The following is a 21,643-nucleotide window of genomic DNA, read 5'->3' on the forward strand; positions in this document are numbered from 1 at the left end:
ACTTTGCTGGCTATGAGCGAGGCTACTGTTCAAACGTTTGAGCGCAAAGGCAAGTTGATGGCTTACCAAAAATTCGGAACGGGCCCGGCTGTTTTGCTGGCCTTCCATGGTTTTGGGCAAAGCCGCCTGGCTTTTACACCGTTAGAAGCATCGCTGGGTAATCAATTTACCATTTTTGCGATTGATTTATTTTTCCATGGCAAAAGTCAATACACGAGCGACGAGTTACTGACTAAATCAGTCTGGCAAGGGTTTATCGGTGCCTTTTTGCAGGAGCAGCACATCGACCGATTTTCGTTAATGGGCTTTAGTCTTGGTGGTCGTTTTGCTTTAGCGACTGTTGAGGGGTTTGCAGGTCGGCTTGATCAACTGTTCTTGCTGGCGCCTGATGGTATTACGCGAAGTCCGTGGTATCAGGTGGCTACAGGATCAAGTGTAGGAAGATGGCTGTTTCGTTATGTACTCCGGCATTTGTCGATGCTAACGGCCTTCGGTCATACGCTCACCCGGCTTGGCTTACTGAATCGAACGGTTATGCGCTTCGCCGAAATTTCGTTGGGTACTCCTGAGCAACGAGCATTAGTGTATAAAAGCTGGACTCAGTTTCGCCTGATTCAGCCAAATCTGACTGTTATCAGTAAGGTATTGAATGAATATAGGGTGCACGTACATTTTTTTACGGGTGCTTTCGACCGAATTGTTCCGGGCATCTACATTTTGCCTCTAACAAAACGCCTTCTTCACTACGAACTCACCGTTTTAAAAACAGGCCACAATCATTTAATTGAGTTGGCCGGAGAAGGGCTAAAAGTAAAAGAGTCAATGTATTAAGCACCGTATGGCGCGAGTATTTACTCGTGCCCATTCATAAACGCGAGCATATGCTCGCCATATTGAAAAGCACGGGTGAATACCCGCGCCAGAAGTATGTTATTTTAATGATCGCTGAATAACCTGCCACAGCCCCGCAATTGAGACGACAATTAAGCCAATAACCACAATTTGGGTCCAGGCACTTTGGTTCGGATTTTCCAGCAGCGTTTTGATCTCATGGGCTTCGTGACCAGACCAGATCGCCAATATGGTGCGGGGCGTCATGCCTAAAAAGCCGCCTAGTAGAATATTTTTGAGCTTTGCTCCCGATAGCGCAAACAGTAGGTTCGTCAGACCAAAAGGTAGAATAGGGGAGAGTTTCGCGAAAAAGATAACTTCTAACTCGTTGTTCAAAATCCGATCGAGTACCGATTGGGCTTTTGGATTTCGTCGAATAAAGGCCAGAAAACGCTCGTGATCGAGCCAACGGACGAGCAGGTTGATGAACAGAATTCCGCCGAAATTGATAACGAATAGGGGCAAAACAGCCTGCCAGCCGAGAAAATAGCCGAAAATCAGCGCTAACATGGTTGGGGGCGTTAAGCCTGCTGACGTAATGGCGCAGGTAATCGTAATACCTGCCCATTGCCAGGCCGTAAAACCGGCAATAGCAGCCTCATGAACTACGGCATAGTAGGTCAGTATAGAGGTAAATACAATTGGGGTTACCGATAAGGCGAGGCCAGCAAGGGCCGGGCCGGTAACCGATTTAGAAATAGTTAACTTCACACTGTATCAAACGGGGAAATGGGGATTGTGGTTTAAACCCTATCTATAGGCTCGGCTCTACATTGTATTCTTCGCTACCTTTGATCATGAAATTCGGAACCAAAGCCATCCATGCCGGTATTGAGCCGGACCCTACTACGGGTGCCATTATGACGCCCATTTATCAAACGTCGACTTACGTTCAGGAGTCACCGGGTAAGCACAAAGGCTACGAATACGCCCGTACGCAAAATCCAACGCGTACGGTGCTGCAAAATAACCTCGCAGCGCTCGAAAATGGCAAACACGGTATTTGTTATTCGTCGGGACTTGGCGCGACGGATGCGATTTTGAAACTATTTAAGCCCGGCGATGAAATCATTACCAGCAATGATTTATACGGCGGCACCTACCGAATTATGGTTCGGGTGTTTCAGGAATTTGGGCTGAAATTTAAATTCGTCGATCTATCGAATCCGGCTAATCTGGATGGACTGATTACGCCAGCAACCAAAATGGTCTGGATTGAAACCCCAACCAATCCGTTGCTTCGGCTAGTCGACATTGCGGCTATTGCGGCCATTACGAAACCACACAACATTAAGCTGGTAGTTGATAATACGTTTGCGTCGCCCTACCTGCAAAATCCGCTCGATCTGGGTGCTGATATTGTGATGCATTCCGTGACGAAATACCTGGGTGGCCATTCCGATACGGTTATGGGCGCTATTGTCCTGAACGATGACGAAACCGCTCAGAAACTAACTTTTATTCAAAATGCCTGCGGGGCCGTGCCGGGGCCGCAAGATTGTTTTCTGGTGCTTCGCGGTATAAAAACGCTGCACATTCGAATGCAGCGGCATTGTGAAAACGCAATGAAAGTAGCAACGTATTTACAACAGCATCCTAAAGTAAGCAAGGTTTATTATCCGGGTCTGGAGTCGCACATTGGCCATGAACTGGCGAAAAAACAAATGCGGGGTTTCGGGGGTATGTTGTCGTTTGAATTAAAAGGCGATTCAATGCCGGAAGCCGTGCGAGTCATGGAAAGCTTCGAGGTATTTTCCCTTGGCGAATCGCTGGGTGGTGTGGAGTCGCTTTGTACGCATCCGGCCAGCATGACCCACGCCAGCATTCCTAAAGAAGAACGGATTAAAAATGGCCTGAAAGACACGCTCATCCGGCTCAGCGTTGGTATTGAAGACGTTGAGGATTTGATTCAGGATCTGGAACAGGCCATTGGCTGAGATGGCAAAGTTTGAACTTTCTAAGCATGCACTTGAACAGATAGAACTGCGTAATTTAACTTTGGAAATGGTTGACTCAGTTCTATCTGCTCCCGATTCTATTTTCGAAGAGGGAGATGGTCAAAAAATTTATCAGGGTGTAGTTGAACGAGACACAAAAGACTATTTACTGCGAATTTTTGTTAATGGTACTAAAACCCCGAACTTAGTCAAGACAGTTTATCTCACCTCAAAAATCAAGAAATACGAATGAAAGTAAAGTATGATAAGGAAACAGATATTCTGTATATCAGTTTGAGCAATGAACCGATTGCCGAAAGTGATGAAGATAAGCCCGGTGTTATTTTAGATTACTCGGTATCTGGGGCATTGGTTGGTATAGAGCTACTGAACGCTTCCCAAAAAATGCCCAAGCCAACTAGTATTGAGATGGAATTGGCTTGATAAAAGCTTTATTTTATTAAACGGATGCGCTTCATTTTTACGCTAATTCTGGTTACGCTTCTAAAATCGGCGCTGGCTCAACTGCAGGATGGGTTTGTCCAGCGACAGGTGGCGCGAAATTTGAATCCTACCACGATCACCTTTTCGCCAGATGGGCGGTTGTTTGTGGTTGATAAAGACGGGAGCATCCGCGAAATTATCAACGATGTATTAGCCTCTGATCCATTTCTGACGCTGACCAATGTTGATACCTACAATGAGCGCGGTTTATCGGGCCTATGCTTCCACCCCGATTTCCCGCGAACGCCTTATCTTTACGTTTACTACACCGTAAAAGGGGCCGAGCACAACCGATTGAGCCGATTTACGGTAGTTAGTGGTGTTCCCGATCCGAAAAGTGAGAAAACTCTACTCGACTTCGACCCATTACTTGGGACAATTCACAATGCCGGTGTACTCCGATTTGGGCCTGATCGAAAGTTATACGTGGCCGTAGGGGAGGGCTCCAATGCCACAGCTGCCCAAAGTTTAAGCAGCCTATTAGGGAAAGTACTTCGATTGAATGATGATGGTAGCTTCCCCGCCGATAATCCGTTCGCGAATCAACTGGCGGCCCCGTACAAGGCTATTTACGCGCTGGGTTTTCGAAATCCATTTTCGATGGATATTAACCCTGTTTCCGGACAAATCCTGGTTGGTGATGTTGGTGGGGATTTGTTCGAAGAAATCGACGTGGTTCAAGCCGGAGGTAATTATGGCTGGCCGCTGATCGAAGGGCGTCGAACCAGTCAGGATGCACCCAGCAATTACGTAGACCCAATTTATGCCTACAATCACGATTCCGACTGTGCGGTAGCGGGTCTGGCGATTTATAATCCACCCACTGTTCGTTTTCCTGCTGAATACAAAGGACGAGCGTTTTTCGCTGATTACTGCGGAGGAACCATCAAGACATTGGACCCGGCAACCGGGCAGATAATCAACACATTCGTAACGGGAATTGATCGGCCTGTTGCACTGGCTACTAGTCCCGACGGATACCTTTATTACGTGGCTCGAGCTGGGCAGGGGGGAGGTGCTTTGGAAGATAACACCTCAAGCACGAACGGTTCGGTGTATAAAGTCTCATTTTTCGATTCGGGTTTACCGTATATCAGCCGCCAGTCGACAAGCGCCTTTGTTCCAGTGGGCGAAGCTGTCACGTTTGAAGTAGAAGCCGTTGGTCAGAAACCATTGATTTACACCTGGTATCGGAATGGAAAAGTAATCTCGGGGGCCAATCAAAGTCAGTATACACTAACTAGTCCTACTTTGGACGACAATGGAGCCACATTTAATTGTATTATTTCGAATGCGTTGGGGGCCGATAGTTCGGATGTTATGTCGTTACGCGTTGTACAAGCACAGCGGCCGATAGCCTCTATCAGCCAGCCCGTAAGCAATACAACGTACAAAGCGGGCGATCTGATTACATTCGCAGGCAGTGCGCTAAATGCCAGCCAGCAGCCATTAACAAATGCTAAGTTGACCTGGTGGATTAATTTTCATCACGAAGATCATACGCACCCCGCTCTTGACCCCGTTAGCGGCATTTCTACCGGCACATACAGAGTGCCTCGTGTGGGCGAAACCTCTACTGAAGTCTGGTATCGAATCCACTTGCTGGTTACCGATGTGTCGGGCCTTACCAACGAAACCTATGTTGATGTTAAACCTGAAATCGCTACGGTTACCATTGGGAGTAGTTTAACAGGTATTCGAATCTATCTGGAAGGGCAACCCCAGCAGGTTGATCTGACGTTTCAGTCCGTAGTTGGGATGCTTCGGAGCCTCGAAACCAAACCCTATCTGGCTACGTCCGACGGTTTCTATAAATTTCTGGGTTGGGGGAATAACCAAAATGCGCCCTTAATAACCTACGAAGTGCCATCGGGAAGCCCTAACCTGGCAATGAATTATGAGGCTATAACCCCTCCAAAGGGTAATGGTTTATTAGGTGAGTATTATAACAATAGCAGCGAAATCACCGGAACACCCACAGTAACCCGTGTTGATAATACCATTGACTTTAACTGGGGCGAAGGCTCTCCTTCCCCCCTTATTGGCGATGATAACTTTGTTACGCGCTGGACCGGAAAAGTGCAGGCACCACTTACCGATACCTATACGTTTTACACGGAAACCGATGACGGCGTTCGACTCTGGGTGGACAAAAAACTATTGATCGACAAATGGGGATTACAACCGTCCAGTCAATGGTCGGGGCAGGCTAGTTTAGTGGCAGGGCAGGTATATGATATTCAGATGGATTACCTGGAAAATGCCGGTTATGCAACGGCGCGGCTCTTTTGGGGTTCTGATCAGTTCGAGAAAGCGATTGTCAGTAAGCCGTACTTATTTAGCCCTCAGGTTATTACTGCTACAACCCCTGAAGCAGAAGGAGGCTTTATCGTATTTCCATCACCCGCTCAGGATCAGGCAACCGTTCGTTATACAGCGCTTATGTCTGGGAGTGCCCAGCTGGAAGTGACTGACCTGCTGGGCCGTAGTATCTACGAACGCCCTATTCGATTTATAACCGGAGTAAATGAGTACGCTATTTCGGTTGCTGACTGGCCAGCAGGCTTGTACCAGATTGTTGTACGCCCTGCTAACCAGCCAGCCTTGCACCGTCGATTAGTGGTACACTAAAAACGCATTCGTATCCCGGCCAGGAAATTCCGCCCGGCTTGTGGATAGTAAGCGTTATCAGCTAAGACTTTGCCTTCCGAAATGTAAGCGTATGTGTAGCCGTTCGACTCATAGAGTTCGTTCAAAACGTTGTTGAACAGTATTGTAAACGCAATTTCCTTCGCGAATTTCGGCTTGATTGTATAAATCAATCGGATATCATTCGTGAAATAGGAATTCAATTTCCGGCTTTCATTGGACGTATTATCCAGATACTGCTTGCCAACATACTTTGAAAGTAACCCCAGTTCCAACCCTTTAGCAGGAGTAAACAACAACTGCGATCCGGCAATAACATTGGGCGAAAACGAAATATCGGTTTGGCTGTAGCTGCGGCTGTCTTGATTGCCGGTGTCGTAGTTGTCCAGATATTCTGTGAAATTCTTAACCTTATTTCGGCTAAACGTAGCATTTACGTTCCAGCGAAGCTGTTTCGCCAATCGCGCGCCCACTTCAAACTCCAGACCCGCGCGATAACTTACCGGAATATTCACGCGGTTGTAAGCGCCAACATCATTTAACTGACCAGATAACACTAACTGGTTCTTGTAGCTCATATAGTAACCATTGACCGAAAAGGCCAGCCCCTCCGACTGAATTTTATAACCCGCTTCATAGTCGATCAATTGCTCAGCTTTCGGGCGGCTTTCGGGGGTCGATTGGGTATAATCATCGCGATTGGGTTCACGATGCCCAACGCCTACCGAAGCATATACTGTGCTGTGATCACTTATAGTATACGTCAGCCCCGCTTTCGGGTTGAAGAATGTTAAGTTGGCATTCTGCTGAACATTCTGGAGCTTACTATTGAAGCCTAAAAACGAATAACCAACGGTTCTAACCTGTAGATCCAGAAAACCGCTAAGTGGGTTGCTAAATTGATAAAATGCCTTTGCATACAAGTTGAAATCGGTTTTAATGGCGTTGTCGTCGTAGTAATGATCCCGGATATTGGTATTCCCGGCTACGCGCGCCCAAATGATTTCCCCAAAGTGAGCGCCCTGATACTGGTTCCAGCCTCCACCGAAGTTGGCCGTTAGTTTACCGAAGCTGTTGTAATCGAGGGAGAAAACGGTTCCGTAGAAATCATTATCCAACCATTTCCGCCGAATAATGTCCGTGCTCTTTATCACCGAATCGCCGATAACCACATTGGGCAAGTTATACTTGCTGAATGCATCGTTCGGCTTTAGTTCTTCATAATAACCTTTGCCTTTGGTGTAGAATAAAGACGCATTCAACCGCCAGTTTTTACTTAACCCGAACGAGCTAATTAGCTGGTAGTTATCCTGTTGATAATTGTCTGTCTGATTATCGTAGGTGAACGAGTTATACCGTCGGTTCGTCTTCAGAATATCTTCCGGCACGCCATTCCAGGCCTGATAAGTTTGCTCCGTGCCCGAAAAGACATTTAACCGCACAAAACTCTTATCCGAGTAGTAGCCGCCTGACAGATAAAACGATTTCAGATTTGAAAAAGCGCGATCAATAAAACCATCGGAGTGAATACTCGACAGACGAGCATCTACCGTAAAGTGGTTGTTCAATAAACCCGTACCCGCCAGCACATTCGCTTTCCGAGTCCCGAACGATCCGCCCGATAGATTGACTTCGGCATAGGGTTTTGTTTCGAGTTTGTTCGTCTGAATGTTAACAGAGGCTCCAAATGCGCCAGCGCCATTGGTTGAGGTGCCAACACCGCGCTGAATCTGGATACTGCTTACCGACGAAGCAAAGTCGGGCATATCTACAAAAAATGTCCCTTGCGACTCGGCATCGTTATAGGGAATCCCATTGAGTGTCACATTGACCCGTGTGGCATCGGACCCACGGATACGGATACCCGTATACCCCACGCCTGCACCCGCATCCGACGTTGTAACAATCGACGGGGTAAAATTCAGTAGTTGGGGCACATCCTGTCCCAGATTCAGCTTGTCTAAATCCCGACGCGTTACATCTGTATACGCAATAGCTGATTTCTGATTGGCACGCGTGGCGCTAACCACCACTTCATCAACTGCCACTGCCGTTTTGACTAATTTGATGGCAAGGTTTGTCGTTGACGTTGGGTCGACTGTTTGATTCTGAGGTTCATACCCCAATAAGGATATGCGTAAAGATAAAGGCCCCTGTTTTAAGCCGGTGAGCCGAAAAGCACCTGAAGCGTTTGTGAACGTGCCTTTGTAAGTACCATCAATCGTAATGGCTGCACCAGGCAATGTACCGCCATCGGCATCGCTGACTGTACCGGAAATAGATAATTGAGCCCATGAAGGCAGTGCTGATAGCCACAGTAGGGCTACGAGAATTGTAAGATAGGTCGTACTTTTTTTCACGACTGAAAACAGTTACGATAGGCAAGGGGCCAAACCTACCTTTGGTTAGAGATAATTGTTTGGACACATTCACAACTGCTTGCTGCGAATTCATTTCCCTTCGCGGCATTACCCGCGCAGGTTCAATGGGTATAATCTCAGCCCGTTGTATTAGGGCACCCCTTATTAAGATTAGCGAGGCAAAGTTAATTTAATTTGCGAAACAAGAGGTAAAATCCGTCGTTTGTGTACTTAAAAGATAGTGTTCGTACCATATTTATGTAGATATGAATGAGTTTGATTTAGTGGTTTTACAGGAAGATGTTTCAGATGGACAGTTAAAAGCTGGTGATGTTGGCACGATTTTAACTGTGTATAATGGAGGAAAGGCGTTTGAAGTTGAATTTGTCACCTTAACGGGCGAGGCTGTAGCTATCGAAACCTTGTTAGCACACCAAATTCGGGAGGTTCGGGCGTCAGAAATTATGGCGGTACGCGATATATCGCAATAAGAAGCTCAGAATTCGTAAACTTTTGAGACTTACGCTTTTCCGCAATTATAAATATTTATAATTTTGCAGTCCAAATTGCAAAAGCATGAGCAAAAAGAATAGTGGCCTGGATTTTCTGGAAGATCCAGACGCATTAGAAGGAAAGTTAGAGGATGTTGGCGATTACTTCCAGCAAAACAAGAATATTGTACTCGGTATTCTCGGCGGTATTGTGCTGCTGGTTGCTGGTTTTGTAGGATATCGTTTTTACATCGGTAGCCAGGATGAAACGGCGCAGGTCGAAATGTTTCCGTCGGTTTATCAACTCGAAGCAGACTCACTGAAAAAAGCCTTGAACGGCGATGGCAAAACTCCTGGTTTGCTATCAGTGGCTGATAATTATGGCTCGACACCAGGTGGTAACCTGGCCGAATTTTATGCGGGCGTTGGTTTGCTGAAAGAAGGCAAATACGACGATGCCATTGAGCATTTGAAAAGCTTCAGTTCTTCAGATCTGTTAGTGCAGGCGCGTGCTTATGCTCTGACGGGTGATGCTTATATGGAGAAGAAAAGCTTCGACGAAGCTGCCGATTATTACAGAAAGGCTGCTGATTATAAGTCGAACAAATACTTCACGCCTGGCTATCTTATGAAGCTAGCTGTTGCTTACGAGCAAGCTAAGCAGAATGATAAAGCTATCGAGACGTACAACGAAATCATTGAAAAATACGCTGAATCCGCTGAGGTTGGTAGTGCTAAGAAGTACAAATCCGTACTTGAGGCAACCGTCGGTGAGTCGTAAGCGTACTTGACTAAATCAATACTGCAAAGGACAAAGCCGACATCGGTTTTGTCCTTTTTTGTTGGACTTTTGTCATGCTGACGAAGGAAGCATCTTCGTCAATTGGGTTTAACGATAATAACCTCTATTGCTTTTCGCGAAGATGCTTCCTTCGTCAGCATGACAAAAAAAATGGCATCTGACTTAAAAAATCTAAGCGTCTTCTCGACAGACGAACTACCTGATATTAGCGCTCGACGGTTTGCTATTCTGGTTTCTGAGTGGAATACCGAGGTTACCGAAGCCTTATTCGAAGGCGCTTACCAAATCCTGCTTCAACACGGTGCAAAGGCTGAAAACATTATCCGGGGCAATGTGCCGGGTAGCTACGAGTTGAGTTTAGGCGCTCAATGGTTTGCGCAGCGCGATGATATCGATGCCGTAATCGCGCTTGGTTGTGTAATCCAGGGTGAAACCAAACATAACGATTACATAAACCACGCTGTGGCACAGGGCTTGACGAACGTGAGTCTGAAAACAAGCAAGCCCGTCATTTTTGGCGTGTTAACCCCTAATGATCAGCAACAAGCACTTGATCGAGCAGGTGGGAAGCATGGCAACAAAGGCGACGAAGCGGCAATTACCGCCATCAAAATGCTCGGATTACAACAACAAGTTTATACTAAATTTTAAAGAGCGAAAGAGTGAATGAGTGAGAGAGCGCCAGATAGCTCTCAACTTAGTCGCTCTTTCACTCATTCACTCTTTCACCATTATGCATGTTTGGAAATTTGGCGGTACGTCGGTTGGGAAACCTGAGCGTATGCAGTCGATTCGAAATCTGATTACTGAAGACGATACACGTAAAATCGTCGTCCTGTCAGCTCTGTCTGGCTCTACCAATTCACTTTTGGCCATTGGCGAATCGCTTAAAGCAAATAACGATGCCGATGCAAATGCTAAGATTGATGCCCTTAAAGCGCATTATGACAGCTTTATCGACGAGTTGTATAAAACGACCGATGGGAAAGCCGCTGGGCAGAAAATCATTGATAACGAATTTTCGTTTATCCGCTCGCTGGTCGGGATTAAGCCATTTACGCTCAAGCAGGAGAAAGAATTGGTGGCTGAAGGAGAACTCCTGAGTACACAGATTTTCCAGGCGTTTCTAGCGGAAGAAGGCGTACCATCGACCTTGCTGCCTGCACTGGAATTCATGCGAATCGATGCTGATAACGAGCCAGAAATTCACTTTACGGAGGAGAAATTAGCTGAAATGCTACCACTGCATGCCGATAAGCAAATTATTGTCACGCAAGGGTTTATCTGCCGAAATCCACGAGGTGAAGTCGATAACCTCAAACGGGGTGGGTCTGATTACACCGCTTCCCTAATTGGCGGGGCTATGCGTGCCGAAGAAATTCAGATTTGGACCGATATCGACGGGATGCATAATAATGACCCTCGAATCGTGAAAAATACCTTTCCGGTTCGGGAGTTGACGTTCGACGAAGCGGCTGAGTTAGCGTATTTCGGGGCTAAAATTCTGCACCCGTCCACTATTACACCGGCGCGGATGTTCGGTGTGCCCGTTCGTCTGAAAAACACGATGGACCCAAGTGCACCGGGAACACTGATTGCCGACCGGACTTCTAACCAGGTGTTTAAAGCCATTGCGGCCAAAGACGGCATCACGGCCTTGTATATTCACTCGACCCGTATGCTGAATGCGTATGGTTTCCTGCGTCGGATTTTCGAGATTTTCGAGAAGTACAAAACGCCGGTCGATATGATAACCACATCCGAAGTTTCGGTATCGGTTACGATCGATAATACGGAACGGATTCAGGAAATAACCGACGAGCTAAATACATTCTGCACACTCGAAGAGCCTGATTTTGACCAAACCATTATTTGCGTTGTGGGCAATTTCAGCGCTGACAACGAAGGGGTTGCCATTCGTGTTTTCAGCGCCATGAAAAATATTCCGATTCGGATGATTTCGTACGGTGGAACGGAAAGCAACATCTCCTTGCTCGTTCATGGCCGTTATAAAGCAGAAGCTTTGAATGCGCTGAACGATGGACTTTTTGCCAACTAGTACTCTCCCAAACCTATAAGCCGGGCCGCCGGAGCGGTTTTTGAAACCTTATAGGTTTGAAAAAGAATTTATCAACATAAAATAATGCTCCAGCTTCCATTTATCCGCGAAAATAAAGAGACAACGTTAGCGGGATTGCGCAAACGCAATTTCGCCAATGCCGAGGTCGCCATTGATCAGGTTCTCACACTTGATCAAAACCGACGCGATACCCAACGTGAACTGGATGACGTATTATCTCAATCCAATGCGAAAGCGGGCCAGATCGGCGCGTTGATGAAAGCTGGCGATAAAGCAGCTGCCGAAGCGGCTAAAGCCGAAACGGCAGACTTAAAAGCACGCTCAAAAGATCTTGCCGATGCCCTTCGGCAAATTGAATCAGATTTGCAGGCGGTACTCGTTACCATTCCTAATATTCCGCATAGCAGCGTTCCTGAAGGCCGCACGCCTGAGGATAACGAAGTTGTGCTGGAACATGGTGAGAAGCCGACGCTGCACGAAAAGGCGCAGCCGCACTGGGAACTGATTAAGAAGTACGATATCATTGACTTCGAGTTAGGCGTCAAGATTTCAGGAGCGGGTTTCCCGGTCTACAAAGGCAAAGGGGCACGGATTCAGCGGGCAATGATTAACTTCTTCCTGGACGAAGCCCTAAAAGCGGGCTATATGGAAGTACAACCGCCGATTGTCGTCAACGAAGACTCAGGTTTCGGAACGGGGCAATTGCCAGACAAAGAAGGGCAGATGTACTACGTAATGGAAGATAAGTTATATCTGATTCCAACGGCCGAAGTTCCTATTACGAACATCTACCGCGATGTCATTCTGCCAGAAAGCCAGCTACCCGTTAAAAACGTTGGTTATACCCCCTGTTTCCGTCGTGAAGCGGGTTCCTGGGGAGCCCATGTTCGTGGGTTGAACCGGTTACACCAGTTCGACAAGGTTGAAATTGTTCGGATCGAGAAGCCTGAAAATTCGTATGCCGCTCTGGAAGAAATGAGCCTACATGTGCAAAATCTGTTGCAAAAACTGGAACTCCCTTATCGGGTTCTGCGGCTTTGCGGGGGCGATATGGGCTTTACATCAGCGCTTACATACGATATGGAAGTTTGGTCGGCTGCGCAACAGCGCTGGCTGGAAGTAAGCTCAGTCTCTAACTTCGAAACCTACCAGGCTAATCGGCTTAAACTTCGTTCGAAGTTGGAGGGTAAGATGCAGTTGATGCATACGCTGAATGGTTCAGCGTTAGCCCTTCCCCGTATTCTGGCATCGATTCTGGAAAATAACCAAATGCCAGAAGGCATCCGTATTCCGAAAGTGCTGGTGCCGTATTGTGGCTTTGAAACGATTGAGTAGATAATTTTAAGGTGTTATGACGTTTGATGAGCGAGTAAATTTATCTCCCTATCAAATTATTAAAACAGAAATAGTCACAATCAAACGTTTGATTGTGACTATTTCTGTTTTAATAATTTGATAGGGATTAGTATATAGTTTTAAAGTGTTGGTCGCCTTTAATATTTTTCCTACATATATAGAGTGTAAGTTTTTGATCATCAGCGATTTTGTTCGTGTTTCGTCGGCGACAAGCCAGACTCGTTTGACAGTGAACTTTAGCAGCCCTGTCTTTGGGTGACTGCAAATACAGTAGCTTCGATCACTTACGATTTTGTATTCTTATTATCTTGCTTTGGATTAATTTTACGCATCATTTTATATAATAATGGATAAACGCGTACTCGGTGGTGATTTGATCAGTGAGTGGGGAAAGCAGCATGTAGTACGGCTACTTTTGTTTTGTGGATTAATACTATGGAAGTTGGCAATTCAGGCTCAGAGCCTGATGCTTGTTCCTAACCCCGATAATGGTTATGGTAATGAGGTTATCAAGATAGGATATGACAACAAAATCTTCCTCCAGTATATTAACAGCAACTACGCCTATCAATTGGCACAGTACGATGGAAACAATCTGACACTGATACCAAACCCTGACAATTACACTCTTTATTATGATGCGCCATCAACAGTGTACAAAAATAAGCTTTACATCTGGTACCAAAATTTTAGTAACAATCTTAGCAATCAATTAGGTGAATATGATGGTAACAAATTAAGGCTTGTGCCTAATCCCGATAATGGCTCTGTCTTTGGATCCCAGTCTACTCCACCGATTGTTTACAAGGACAAACTCTACTTCTGGTACCAGAGCGGAAGGGGTAATTATCAGCTAGCGCAGTTCGATGGCAATAGCCTAACGCTGGTACCTAACCCCGACGATGGTTCTGGCTATCAAGGCTGGCCAATTGAGTACAATAACAAACTCTATCTTAAGTATATAGATGGAAACAATAAAATACGGTTAGCACAGTATGATGGTATTAGCATAACGCTGGTGCCCAACCCCGAAAATGGCAGGGGCTATATGGGCAGTCCAGTAATTTATAACAATAAACTTTACATTCTGTACAAAAACAGTAATAACATCTACCAATTAGCTCAATACGATGGAAACAGCCTTACATTAATACCTAACCCTGACAATAGCTATTATAGCTTTGGCTCGGGTGATCGGTATATTCCACCGATTGTTTACAATAACAAACTCTACCTCTGGTACCAAAATAGTAGTGAGAATTATCAGTTGGCACAGTACGATGGCAGCAGCCTTACGTTAGTACCTAACCCTGACAATGGCTATGGTTATTGGGGCTATCCAATTGAATATAATAATAAACTCTATATATGGTACTTAAGCCGTCCTTGGACATACCGGATGGCACAATATGATGGTACCAGCCTAACGTTGGTACCAAACCCTGATAATGGTCTTGGTTTTTCTAGTTATAAGTATTTGCTCAACAATAAACTCTATGTTGGCTATTCAAATAGTAGCGGTACCATTCAATTAGGTGAGTATGATGGTAATAACCTGAAATTGGTTCCTAATCCTGATAATGGGCTTGGCTTTTATGGAAACCCAATAGTACACAACAATAAATTCTATCTTGACTACCAAAATAGTGATGGCAAGCATCAGTTGGGTCAATATGATGGAAACAACTTGACATTGGTACCAAACCCTGACACTGGCTATGGATATTCTGGCGTTCCAATGTTGTACAATAATAAGCTCTACTCCAACTATGGAAATAGCAGTAAAAAAAATCAGCTGACGGTATTAATAGATAAAATATTTACAATAGGTAATGGTAATTGGTCAGATGCAAGTACTTGGAACGTTGGCCGTCCACCCTTATTAGGCGAACAGACAAGTATTTACCATGAGATACAAGTCAATGGTAGTTTTCCAGTAGGAAAGCTAACTATTGATAAAGATGGGAAGTTGATTTATGGCCAGAGCAGCCAACTTACTATCAAACCCTAATGGGCGCAGAGTCAACAAGTTTTCTGTGAAATCAGATAAGTACTTAGGTTTAGGCATGAAACATCCCGAGATTTCGCAATCAGACTATTTAAAACTAGCTATCAGCTATCTTCTAGATTTAATTGAGCGGGCAAATGCTTCCATTGAGCGGCATCGACAAATCCAGCCTCGCAATGAATTGGCTATCGAAGGGTTTGTTCGTGTTCGTGAACAATATGTGGAACAGCTTAACCAACTGATGGCCACATTTGATCTAAGTGTTAACTCTCATGCCCAGGCGGCTTAACAGTCGCAAGAGTAATTGCCGTAACTAGGGTATTTCGGAGATAAGTTGCCCGAAATACTCACAACACGATCGAGTGGTAAAGTTTCGCCAGTGGCCAGTTCGAGCCATTCAGCACCATTTTCGTGGAGAAGTTGCTTAATCATGACATCGGCTTTGATGAACTCACTCAAATCGGTCAGGTACTCAAGACGCACGAATTTGCCAGGAATAATAGCAGACCGAAAATCGGTTTCAGAAGGAATAAAGTCGGACGCAATCAGGTTTGTTTCCATATCCTAACAACAATCCTAAAATGCGAAACGTGCCCCAATTCTAGATCGGAGCACGTCTCGTTAGGTTGAAATCCCGGCTGAATCCAGCGTGGCAAAAATTAATAGCCAGCTGTTTCCAGTTGTTTCTGTAACTCGCGCAGAATTGTTTCTTTCATCGCGATTTTTCGTCTCTGCGTATTGATTTTGTTCAGAATCTGCTTGTCGGCATCATTGTTTGGATCGAGGCCGTCAGCATCCTGCAAGGCAAACTGCAAGTCGTTTTTCTCGCGTTTAACGAGATATTCCATCTCCCGAATTTTCGTCCGAATCTGCTCCGATTGACTTTTAAGCTCAAACGCAGGGTATTTCCGGGTCAGAACACGGCCAAGATAGCTTAGCTCGAAAATTTTGTCGCAGGCTGCCCGGAAACGTTCATTAACAACTTTGTCCTGTAATTTGAACGGCACCCGAATCTCTTTCCAGGCATTGAGTAACACTTTTGCTCGCTCAGCAGCAGCAAAAATGTCGGATTGTTTGGATAGTTTCTCCACTTCATCGGCCATTTTCATTTGAGCCTCAATCCGTGGATCGATCTTGGGTACCAGTACAATGCCCTTCGCGTCGTTATACTTCGCATAGAACATGGTTGTGGCTTTCTTGAACTGCTTATACAGTTTTCCACTTTTCTTGATCGGTACTTCACCAACCGCCTTCCAGGCATTGTTCAGCCGCCGAACCTCTTGAAAGGCCGCATCCAGATCACCCAATCGATTGGCACGGAAGGCTAATCGAATCAGCTCGTCATACTTATCCAGGCGTTCCTGAATAACTTTGTTCTGCTCGTTGAAGAACTCCCGTCGGCGTTGAAAAAAGCCGTCCAGTAGTTCCTGAAACCGTCCTTCTACTTCCTCCTCTACCGATTTGTCAACCGGGCCAGTCTTAATCCATTTCGTCTTGATCTCCTGAAGTTCATCAGCTGTTGTTCGCCAGTCAGTACTGTCGACAATAGCTTCGGCTTCAGCGATCAGAGCCCGCTTAATGTCATAATTCTTGCGTTGGTTGACCGTAATTAAATCGGCCAATAACTTTTCTTGCTCGTCCAGACGGTCGAGTAGGGGAGGGAAATCTCCTAATGCATCAAATCCAAGCAGTTTCTTGCGGAGTTGGACCAGCTTTGTCAGGTACGAGCCTTTGTTCTGAGCCTCGTCGATGTCTTTCTCTAACTGACTGACTTTGTTCTCTGCAATGATGAAGCGATTTTTAAAATAATCGAGCGCTTCCTGCTCGGTGCGTTTGACTTCGCCGATTTGGCGGTCTTCGTAATTCAGGTAGCCTTTCAAAAATACCTTTCCGTCTTTGACGTAACCGTATTCATCTACCAGTGAAGCGTTTTCCATTACTGTGCTTGGTTAAGGCTGCGCTGTGGGTTAATTTTGAGGATTATTGCCAACACAAATCTATCAGAAATTAATGAGCCAGGAAACCATAATTTTCTCTATGGCAGGCGTGAGTAAAAATATTCCGCCTAACCGACAAATCCTAAAGAACATCTACCTTTCCTTTTTTTATGGTGCAAAAATTGGTGTTTTAGGACTTAATGGTTCTGGAAAATCGACCTTATTGCGGATCATAGCAGGTATAGACAAAAATTATACCGGAGAAGTCGTTTTCTCGCCCGGTTATTCGGTTGGTATGCTTGAGCAGGAGCCAAAGTTTGAGGCTGGCAAAACTGTACGTGAAGTTGTGGAAGAGGGCGTACAGGAAGTTGTGAACCTTTTGAAGGAATTTGACGAGATTAATGAAGCCTTTGGCGACCCCGATGCCGACTTCGATAAACTTATTAATCGGCAAGGCGAGGTTCAGGAAAAACTAGACCATTATAACGCCTGGGAACTCGACCAGAAGCTCGAACGAGCCATGGATGCACTCCGATGCCCACCGTCCGATGCTCTGATCGATAATCTGTCGGGGGGAGAAAAACGCCGGGTGGCTCTCTGTCGCCTGCTGCTACAGCAACCAGACGTTCTGCTACTTGACGAGCCAACGAACCACCTTGATGCCGAATCGGTGTTGTGGTTAGAAGAACACCTTCGCCAATATTCAGGAACCGTTATCGCTGTAACCCACGATCGATATTTTCTGGATAACGTGGCGGGTTGGATTCTCGAACTTGATCGGGGTGAAGGCATTCCCTGGAAAGGCAATTATTCATCGTGGTTAGAGCAGAAACAAAATCGGCTAGCGAAGGAAGAAAAGACAGAATCGAAGCGTCAGAAAACCCTTCAACGCGAGTTAGAATGGGTGAAAATGGCTCCGAAAGCACGACAGGCAAAATCTAAAGCACGTTTGGGAGCTTACGAAAAGCTGTTGAATGAAGACGCTAAGCAACGCGACGAAAAACTAGAAATTTTTATTCCAGCTGGTCCACGTCTAGGTGCTAAAGTGATTGAAGCCGAAGACGTATCCAAAGCGTTTGGCGACCGACTTTTATTTGAACACTTAGGTTTTAGACTCCCACAGGGTGGTATTGTTGGTATCATCGGGCCAAACGGAGCCGGTAAAACGACGCTATTCAAACTTATTACGGGTCGCGACAAACCCAATTCGGGCACATTCGACGTAGGCGAAACGGTAAAAGTGGCCTACGTTGACCAGGAACATGATGGCTTAGATCCGAACAAGACGGTCTATGAAACCATTTCGGGAGGCAACGATTGGATTATTATGGGCGGAAAGCAGTCAAACGCTCGCGCCTATGTAAGCCGATTTAATTTTGGCGGTGCCGATCAAGAAAAGAAAATCGGAACATTGTCGGGTGGTGAGCGTAACCGGGTTCATCTGGCCATGACACTTAAGGAAGGCGCTAACCTGCTCTTGTTGGATGAGCCGACCAATGACCTGGATGTGAATACGTTGCGAGCGTTGGAAGAAGGCCTGGAGAATTTTGCAGGCTGTGCGGTGATCATCAGCCACGATCGCTGGTTCCTGGATCGGATTGCTACGCACATTCTGGCCTTTGAAGGCGATTCACAGGTCTATTGGTTTGAGGGAAATTTCTCGGAATACGAAGAAAATCGGCGCAAACGACTAGGCACGGATGCCACGCCAACCCGGATCAAGTATAAAAAATTGGGGTAATTTAGGAAGGGCATTAACAATAAACGGGTACCACGTTTCCTTTTGAAACGTGGTACCCGTTTATTGTTAATGCTCTCGGCAGATAGATGGCTGGCGGTTAGCGCTTTACTAATTTCTTAAGGAGCCAATAGATTCACGAAAGATCATGCTTTAAGAGATAGTTTGCCTTGTGTTTTAGATGCATAGGGTTCGCCTTTTCTTCACCCTTTAACAAAAAACAATCGATGAAACCGTCAAGACGTAATTTCTTACAATCGCTGGGCGTTGGCGTGGCCAGTTTGGGGGTTACTAAACAAGCTTCTGCTACAGCATTACCTGCACCTAAAAAGCCAGCAGGCGACGATCAGGTTCTGTTTGTGGGCGATACGATTGCCATTGCCAATACAGAACACGGAAAAGTTAGAGGATTTATTCTTCGGGGTATTCATCAATTTTTAGGAGTGCCTTATGGGGCTGATACCTCGGGTAAAAATCGGTTTATGCCTCCACAAAAGCCCGCACCCTGGACTGATATTCGGCCTACTCTGTGGTGGGGAAACTCAGCTCCCCAAATCATGGAAAAACGATATGCCAATGTTTACGCGTCCTTCGTTGACCACTGGAATTACGATGATGTTTCAGAAGACTGCCTGAAGCTAAATGTATGGACACCAGCCCTAGACTCGCAAAAACGACCAGTAGTTGTCTGGCTGCACGGCGGTGGCTTCGTTAATGGAAATGCGGTTGAGCAGGATGGATATCAGGGTGAAAACTTGTCTCGTTTGGGCAATATCGTTTTTTGCTCCATCAATCATCGGCTTGGCTCGCTGGGGTATACCGATCTGAAAGCTGCCGGAGGCCATGCCGCATCTGGTAACGTAGGTAATCTGGACATGGTGGCCGCTCTGGAATGGGTCAAAAACAATATTGCCAATTTTGGTGGAGACCCTGCCAATGTAACTATTATTGGGCAGTCGGGTGGCGGAGCCAAAGTGACAACCCTAATGAATATGCCATCCGCCAAAGGCCTGTTTCATAAGGCTGTTGCATTGAGTGGTAGCTCGCTATCTGGCGTTAATAAAGAATATGCCGAAAAATTAGGCGTGAAGGTGATGGAGGAAGCTGGTCTGAAGCCGGGCGAAATCGATAAACTTCAGCAGATTCCGTGGCGCCAATACATTGATATCGCCAACCGGGCTGTTGAGAAAATGGCCGATGAAGCCAAGCGAATGAATATCCAGCGGGGAGGCTATTCGCCCGTTGGTGATGGCACCTACTTGGCCGAAGGGGCTTTTTTCAATAACCCCAATCAATTCTCGGCTGATATTCCGCTGATTCTCTGTTCCACATTTCATGAGCAAAATCCTGACCGGACAGATGCCAGCCTGGAGGGTATTTCGTTGGCCGAAGTGAAAGAGAAAATAAAATCCCGCTTTGGCGATAAATCTGGTGAAATTGTAGACGCTTACGCCAAGAATTTCCCGAAGGCTCGCCCCATTGAGATTTGGGCATTGATTGTTTCGAATCGAAAGAATGTCGTTGCCACTGCCGATGCTAAAGCCGCTCAGCAAAAAGCGCCTGTTTACGTAGCCTGGTTTGGCTGGCAGCCCCCGCTATTTGATGGTCGGATGCGGGCTTTCCACTGCGACGATATTTGTTTCTGGTTTTATAATACCGATTTGATGCTGACGCATACTGGTGGTGGGAAGCGACCAAGAGCCTTATCCGATAAGATGGCTCACTCGTTTCTGAACTTTATCAAAACCGGAAATCCTAATGGGGGAGGCTTACCTAACTGGAAGCCGTATACGACCCAACATGGTGAAACCATGATTCTGGATGATGTTCCCGCTTTGGCGAATGATCCCGATCGCGAAGCACGGAAAACGCTGGCTTAAGAAAGAATTGGCTGGTTATAAATCCAAAACGGTCCTATACGGTCAATTGACTATATGGGACCGTTCGTTTGGAGGGCAACTTGGCGATGGGTGGCTGTTTTGATACTTAACTATTCTCCGTTAGCCAAGTCAACGCGTTTTCTAAACACGTAGCCCCATGTTCAGGGTCGTCAACCATATCGGCCAGTTCGGTTAACAGTAATACGCCGGTTAAGGTGTGAACACGATTATGATCGATTGTGCGTCCTGTTAGCTGTTCATAGTGGCTAATGACATCCGCGGTAAGCTCCTTTGAAATAAAACTGGTATAAATAAATTCCTCGTGCAATTCGCCAAAACCAGCATCGCCAAAGTCATAAATACCAGTTAGTTGTTGAGTAGAATAGTCAAATGCCATATTCCTGCCATGACCATCGAAAAATCCATATATAGGCAGATCGGGAGGAAGCTGCGCCCAGGTTTTGAGCGTTTGTTGGGCCTTAGGGAGAAGATTTTTGGGTAAGAGTGGTTGAATACCAGCCAGAATAATGTCAGGACTTGGCCATTGGTCAATTGGTAGGGCGCCGGCAGTTCGTAGCAAGTCTGGCTCAATTGCGTGTAACTCCCCATAAAAACGAGCTATGTCTTTCGCTAAGCTCTCTTTAGCTACCTTCCCCAATAATTCGTACTGCGGCCTCGTAACGGGTTCTCCTTTAAGCTTTGTGTGTTTCGAAAACGTAACTGGCTTTTCAAAAAACTCAAGATCGGGCACTTGTATTGTCACACTGGGCCGAATCACGGTGAGCATTGTAGCCTCTCTGCGCAAAGCCTCGATAGCTTCCGGATCACGGGGGAATTTAAAAACTAACCGATCATCTATATCAACGGCAACAGAATCCCATCCGGTAGTTAGTAATGTAAAGGTAGCGTCGGCAAGGTCAGGAAAACAGGCCAGGATTGTGTTCTTTAACTGGTCGAGCATGATTTGCTTTGAAGCAGAAACGAAAGAAGGGGCTAAATTAAAGCTATTC

Annotated in this window: 19 protein-coding genes; 14 read left to right on the top strand and 5 right to left on the bottom strand. The window is 46.0% G+C overall.

What is annotated here, in order from left to right; genetic code table 11:
• Positions 1 to 12: 12 nt before the first annotated feature.
• Positions 13 to 831, top strand: coding sequence for an alpha/beta fold hydrolase (locus H3H32_RS31225; protein WP_182459650.1), 819 nt, complete (start codon positions 13 to 15; stop codon positions 829 to 831).
• A gap of 99 nt (positions 832 to 930) precedes the next feature.
• Here H3H32_RS31225 and H3H32_RS31230 read toward each other — a convergent pair whose 3' ends face one another.
• Complete coding sequence (locus H3H32_RS31230) at positions 931 to 1,602, bottom strand: TVP38/TMEM64 family protein (RefSeq protein ID WP_182459651.1); 672 nt, start codon at positions 1,600 to 1,602, stop codon at positions 931 to 933.
• Between the two features lie 86 nt (positions 1,603 to 1,688).
• Here H3H32_RS31230 and H3H32_RS31235 point away from each other — a divergent pair, with 86 nt between their 5' ends.
• From H3H32_RS31235 to H3H32_RS31250, 4 genes are read left to right on the top strand one after another with little or no spacing between them, the layout of a single operon-like run.
• Positions 1,689 to 2,828: a cystathionine gamma-synthase gene (locus tag H3H32_RS31235; RefSeq protein WP_182459652.1), complete on the top strand. Its 1,140-nt coding sequence runs from the start codon at positions 1,689 to 1,691 to the stop codon at positions 2,826 to 2,828.
• 1 nt (position 2,829) lies between these two features.
• A complete protein-coding gene (locus H3H32_RS31240) occupies positions 2,830 to 3,081 on the top strand; it encodes a DUF4258 domain-containing protein (protein WP_182459653.1) in 252 nt (83 codons plus the stop codon).
• Complete coding sequence (locus H3H32_RS31245; RefSeq protein WP_182459654.1) at positions 3,078 to 3,272, top strand: DUF2283 domain-containing protein; 195 nt, start codon at positions 3,078 to 3,080, stop codon at positions 3,270 to 3,272. Before H3H32_RS31240 ends, H3H32_RS31245 begins: the two co-directional genes overlap by 4 nt.
• Positions 3,273 to 3,296: 24 nt before the next feature.
• On the top strand, positions 3,297 to 5,963 hold the full coding sequence (locus tag H3H32_RS31250; RefSeq protein WP_182459655.1) for a PQQ-dependent sugar dehydrogenase: 2,667 nt from the start codon (positions 3,297 to 3,299) through the stop codon (positions 5,961 to 5,963).
• On the opposite strand, the gene H3H32_RS31255 is transcribed toward H3H32_RS31250, so the two are convergent.
• Positions 5,960 to 8,341 (bottom strand): TonB-dependent receptor, encoded by a 2,382-nt coding sequence (locus tag H3H32_RS31255; RefSeq protein WP_182459656.1) that lies wholly within the window; start codon positions 8,339 to 8,341, stop codon positions 5,960 to 5,962. The two genes, H3H32_RS31250 and H3H32_RS31255, sit on opposite strands and share 4 nt — an antisense overlap.
• A gap of 266 nt (positions 8,342 to 8,607) precedes the next feature.
• On the opposite strand from H3H32_RS31255, the gene H3H32_RS31260 reads away from it, so the two are divergent.
• The 7 genes from H3H32_RS31260 (at position 8,608) to H3H32_RS31290 (ending at position 15,367) form a co-directional block, all read left to right on the top strand.
• Complete coding sequence (locus H3H32_RS31260; protein ID WP_182459657.1) at positions 8,608 to 8,832, top strand: DUF4926 domain-containing protein; 225 nt, start codon at positions 8,608 to 8,610, stop codon at positions 8,830 to 8,832.
• Between the two features lie 85 nt (positions 8,833 to 8,917).
• The gene (locus H3H32_RS31265) at positions 8,918 to 9,613 is read left to right on the top strand and encodes a tetratricopeptide repeat protein (protein ID WP_182459658.1); all 696 of its coding nucleotides are present in this window, start codon (positions 8,918 to 8,920) and stop codon (positions 9,611 to 9,613) included.
• A gap of 171 nt (positions 9,614 to 9,784) precedes the next feature.
• On the top strand, positions 9,785 to 10,285 hold the full coding sequence (ribH, locus tag H3H32_RS31270; RefSeq protein WP_182464542.1) for a 6,7-dimethyl-8-ribityllumazine synthase: 501 nt from the start codon (positions 9,785 to 9,787) through the stop codon (positions 10,283 to 10,285).
• An 82-nt stretch (positions 10,286 to 10,367) separates the two neighbouring features.
• On the top strand, positions 10,368 to 11,693 hold the full coding sequence (locus H3H32_RS31275) for an aspartate kinase (RefSeq protein ID WP_182459659.1): 1,326 nt from the start codon (positions 10,368 to 10,370) through the stop codon (positions 11,691 to 11,693).
• Between the two features lie 84 nt (positions 11,694 to 11,777).
• Positions 11,778 to 13,049: a serine--tRNA ligase gene (gene serS, locus H3H32_RS31280; RefSeq protein ID WP_182459660.1), complete on the top strand. Its 1,272-nt coding sequence runs from the start codon at positions 11,778 to 11,780 to the stop codon at positions 13,047 to 13,049.
• Positions 13,050 to 13,416: 367 nt separating this feature from the next.
• On the top strand, positions 13,417 to 15,081 hold the full coding sequence (locus H3H32_RS31285) for a hypothetical protein (RefSeq protein ID WP_182459661.1): 1,665 nt from the start codon (positions 13,417 to 13,419) through the stop codon (positions 15,079 to 15,081).
• Positions 15,082 to 15,136: 55 nt separating this feature from the next.
• Complete coding sequence (locus H3H32_RS31290) at positions 15,137 to 15,367, top strand: hypothetical protein (protein WP_182459662.1); 231 nt, start codon at positions 15,137 to 15,139, stop codon at positions 15,365 to 15,367.
• Here H3H32_RS31290 and H3H32_RS31295 read toward each other — a convergent pair.
• A complete protein-coding gene (locus H3H32_RS31295; protein ID WP_182459663.1) occupies positions 15,364 to 15,639 on the bottom strand; it encodes a hypothetical protein in 276 nt (91 codons plus the stop codon). The two genes, H3H32_RS31290 and H3H32_RS31295, sit on opposite strands and share 4 nt — an antisense overlap.
• A gap of 98 nt (positions 15,640 to 15,737) precedes the next feature.
• Entirely contained in the window at positions 15,738 to 17,015 is a 1,278-nt protein-coding gene (locus tag H3H32_RS31300; RefSeq protein ID WP_182459664.1) for a DUF349 domain-containing protein, read from the bottom strand.
• 73 nt (positions 17,016 to 17,088) lie between these two features.
• Between H3H32_RS31300 and ettA the strand changes: the two genes are divergently transcribed.
• Complete coding sequence (gene ettA, locus H3H32_RS31305) at positions 17,089 to 18,756, top strand: energy-dependent translational throttle protein EttA (RefSeq protein WP_182459665.1); 1,668 nt, start codon at positions 17,089 to 17,091, stop codon at positions 18,754 to 18,756.
• 224 nt (positions 18,757 to 18,980) lie between these two features.
• Complete coding sequence (locus H3H32_RS31310; protein ID WP_182459666.1) at positions 18,981 to 20,633, top strand: carboxylesterase/lipase family protein; 1,653 nt, start codon at positions 18,981 to 18,983, stop codon at positions 20,631 to 20,633.
• A 106-nt stretch (positions 20,634 to 20,739) separates the two neighbouring features.
• Here the strand turns inward: H3H32_RS31310 and H3H32_RS31315 are convergent, their stop codons facing one another.
• Positions 20,740 to 21,594 carry a phosphotransferase family protein gene (locus H3H32_RS31315; RefSeq protein WP_182459667.1) on the bottom strand — a complete coding sequence of 285 codons (855 nt, stop codon included), beginning with the start codon at positions 21,592 to 21,594 and terminating at the stop codon, positions 20,740 to 20,742.
• Positions 21,595 to 21,643 lie beyond the last annotated feature (49 nt).

It is taken from the genome of Spirosoma foliorum (genome assembly GCF_014117325.1).
In the GTDB taxonomy this organism is placed as follows: Bacteria; Bacteroidota; Bacteroidia; order Cytophagales; family Spirosomataceae; genus Spirosoma; species Spirosoma foliorum.

Coding starts and splice junctions, on each gene's coding strand:
- H3H32_RS31250 (WP_182459655.1), top strand. CDS start 3,297: ATGCGCTTCATTTTTACGCTAATTCTGGTTACGCTTCTAAAATCGGCG.
- H3H32_RS31235 (WP_182459652.1), top strand. CDS start 1,689: ATGAAATTCGGAACCAAAGCCATCCATGCCGGTATTGAGCCGGACCCT.
- H3H32_RS31225 (WP_182459650.1), top strand. CDS start 13: ATGAGCGAGGCTACTGTTCAAACGTTTGAGCGCAAAGGCAAGTTGATG.
- H3H32_RS31285 (WP_182459661.1), top strand. CDS start 13,417: ATGGATAAACGCGTACTCGGTGGTGATTTGATCAGTGAGTGGGGAAAG.
- H3H32_RS31275 (WP_182459659.1), top strand. CDS start 10,368: ATGCATGTTTGGAAATTTGGCGGTACGTCGGTTGGGAAACCTGAGCGT.
- H3H32_RS31315 (WP_182459667.1), bottom strand. CDS start 21,594: ATGCTCGACCAGTTAAAGAACACAATCCTGGCCTGTTTTCCTGACCTT.
- H3H32_RS31245 (WP_182459654.1), top strand. CDS start 3,078: ATGAAAGTAAAGTATGATAAGGAAACAGATATTCTGTATATCAGTTTG.
- H3H32_RS31265 (WP_182459658.1), top strand. CDS start 8,918: ATGAGCAAAAAGAATAGTGGCCTGGATTTTCTGGAAGATCCAGACGCA.
- H3H32_RS31310 (WP_182459666.1), top strand. CDS start 18,981: ATGAAACCGTCAAGACGTAATTTCTTACAATCGCTGGGCGTTGGCGTG.
- ribH (WP_182464542.1), top strand. CDS start 9,785: ATGGCATCTGACTTAAAAAATCTAAGCGTCTTCTCGACAGACGAACTA.
- H3H32_RS31290 (WP_182459662.1), top strand. CDS start 15,137: ATGAAACATCCCGAGATTTCGCAATCAGACTATTTAAAACTAGCTATC.
- H3H32_RS31295 (WP_182459663.1), bottom strand. CDS start 15,639: ATGGAAACAAACCTGATTGCGTCCGACTTTATTCCTTCTGAAACCGAT.
- H3H32_RS31300 (WP_182459664.1), bottom strand. CDS start 17,015: ATGGAAAACGCTTCACTGGTAGATGAATACGGTTACGTCAAAGACGGA.
- H3H32_RS31260 (WP_182459657.1), top strand. CDS start 8,608: ATGAATGAGTTTGATTTAGTGGTTTTACAGGAAGATGTTTCAGATGGA.
- H3H32_RS31240 (WP_182459653.1), top strand. CDS start 2,830: ATGGCAAAGTTTGAACTTTCTAAGCATGCACTTGAACAGATAGAACTG.
- ettA (WP_182459665.1), top strand. CDS start 17,089: ATGAGCCAGGAAACCATAATTTTCTCTATGGCAGGCGTGAGTAAAAAT.
- serS (WP_182459660.1), top strand. CDS start 11,778: ATGCTCCAGCTTCCATTTATCCGCGAAAATAAAGAGACAACGTTAGCG.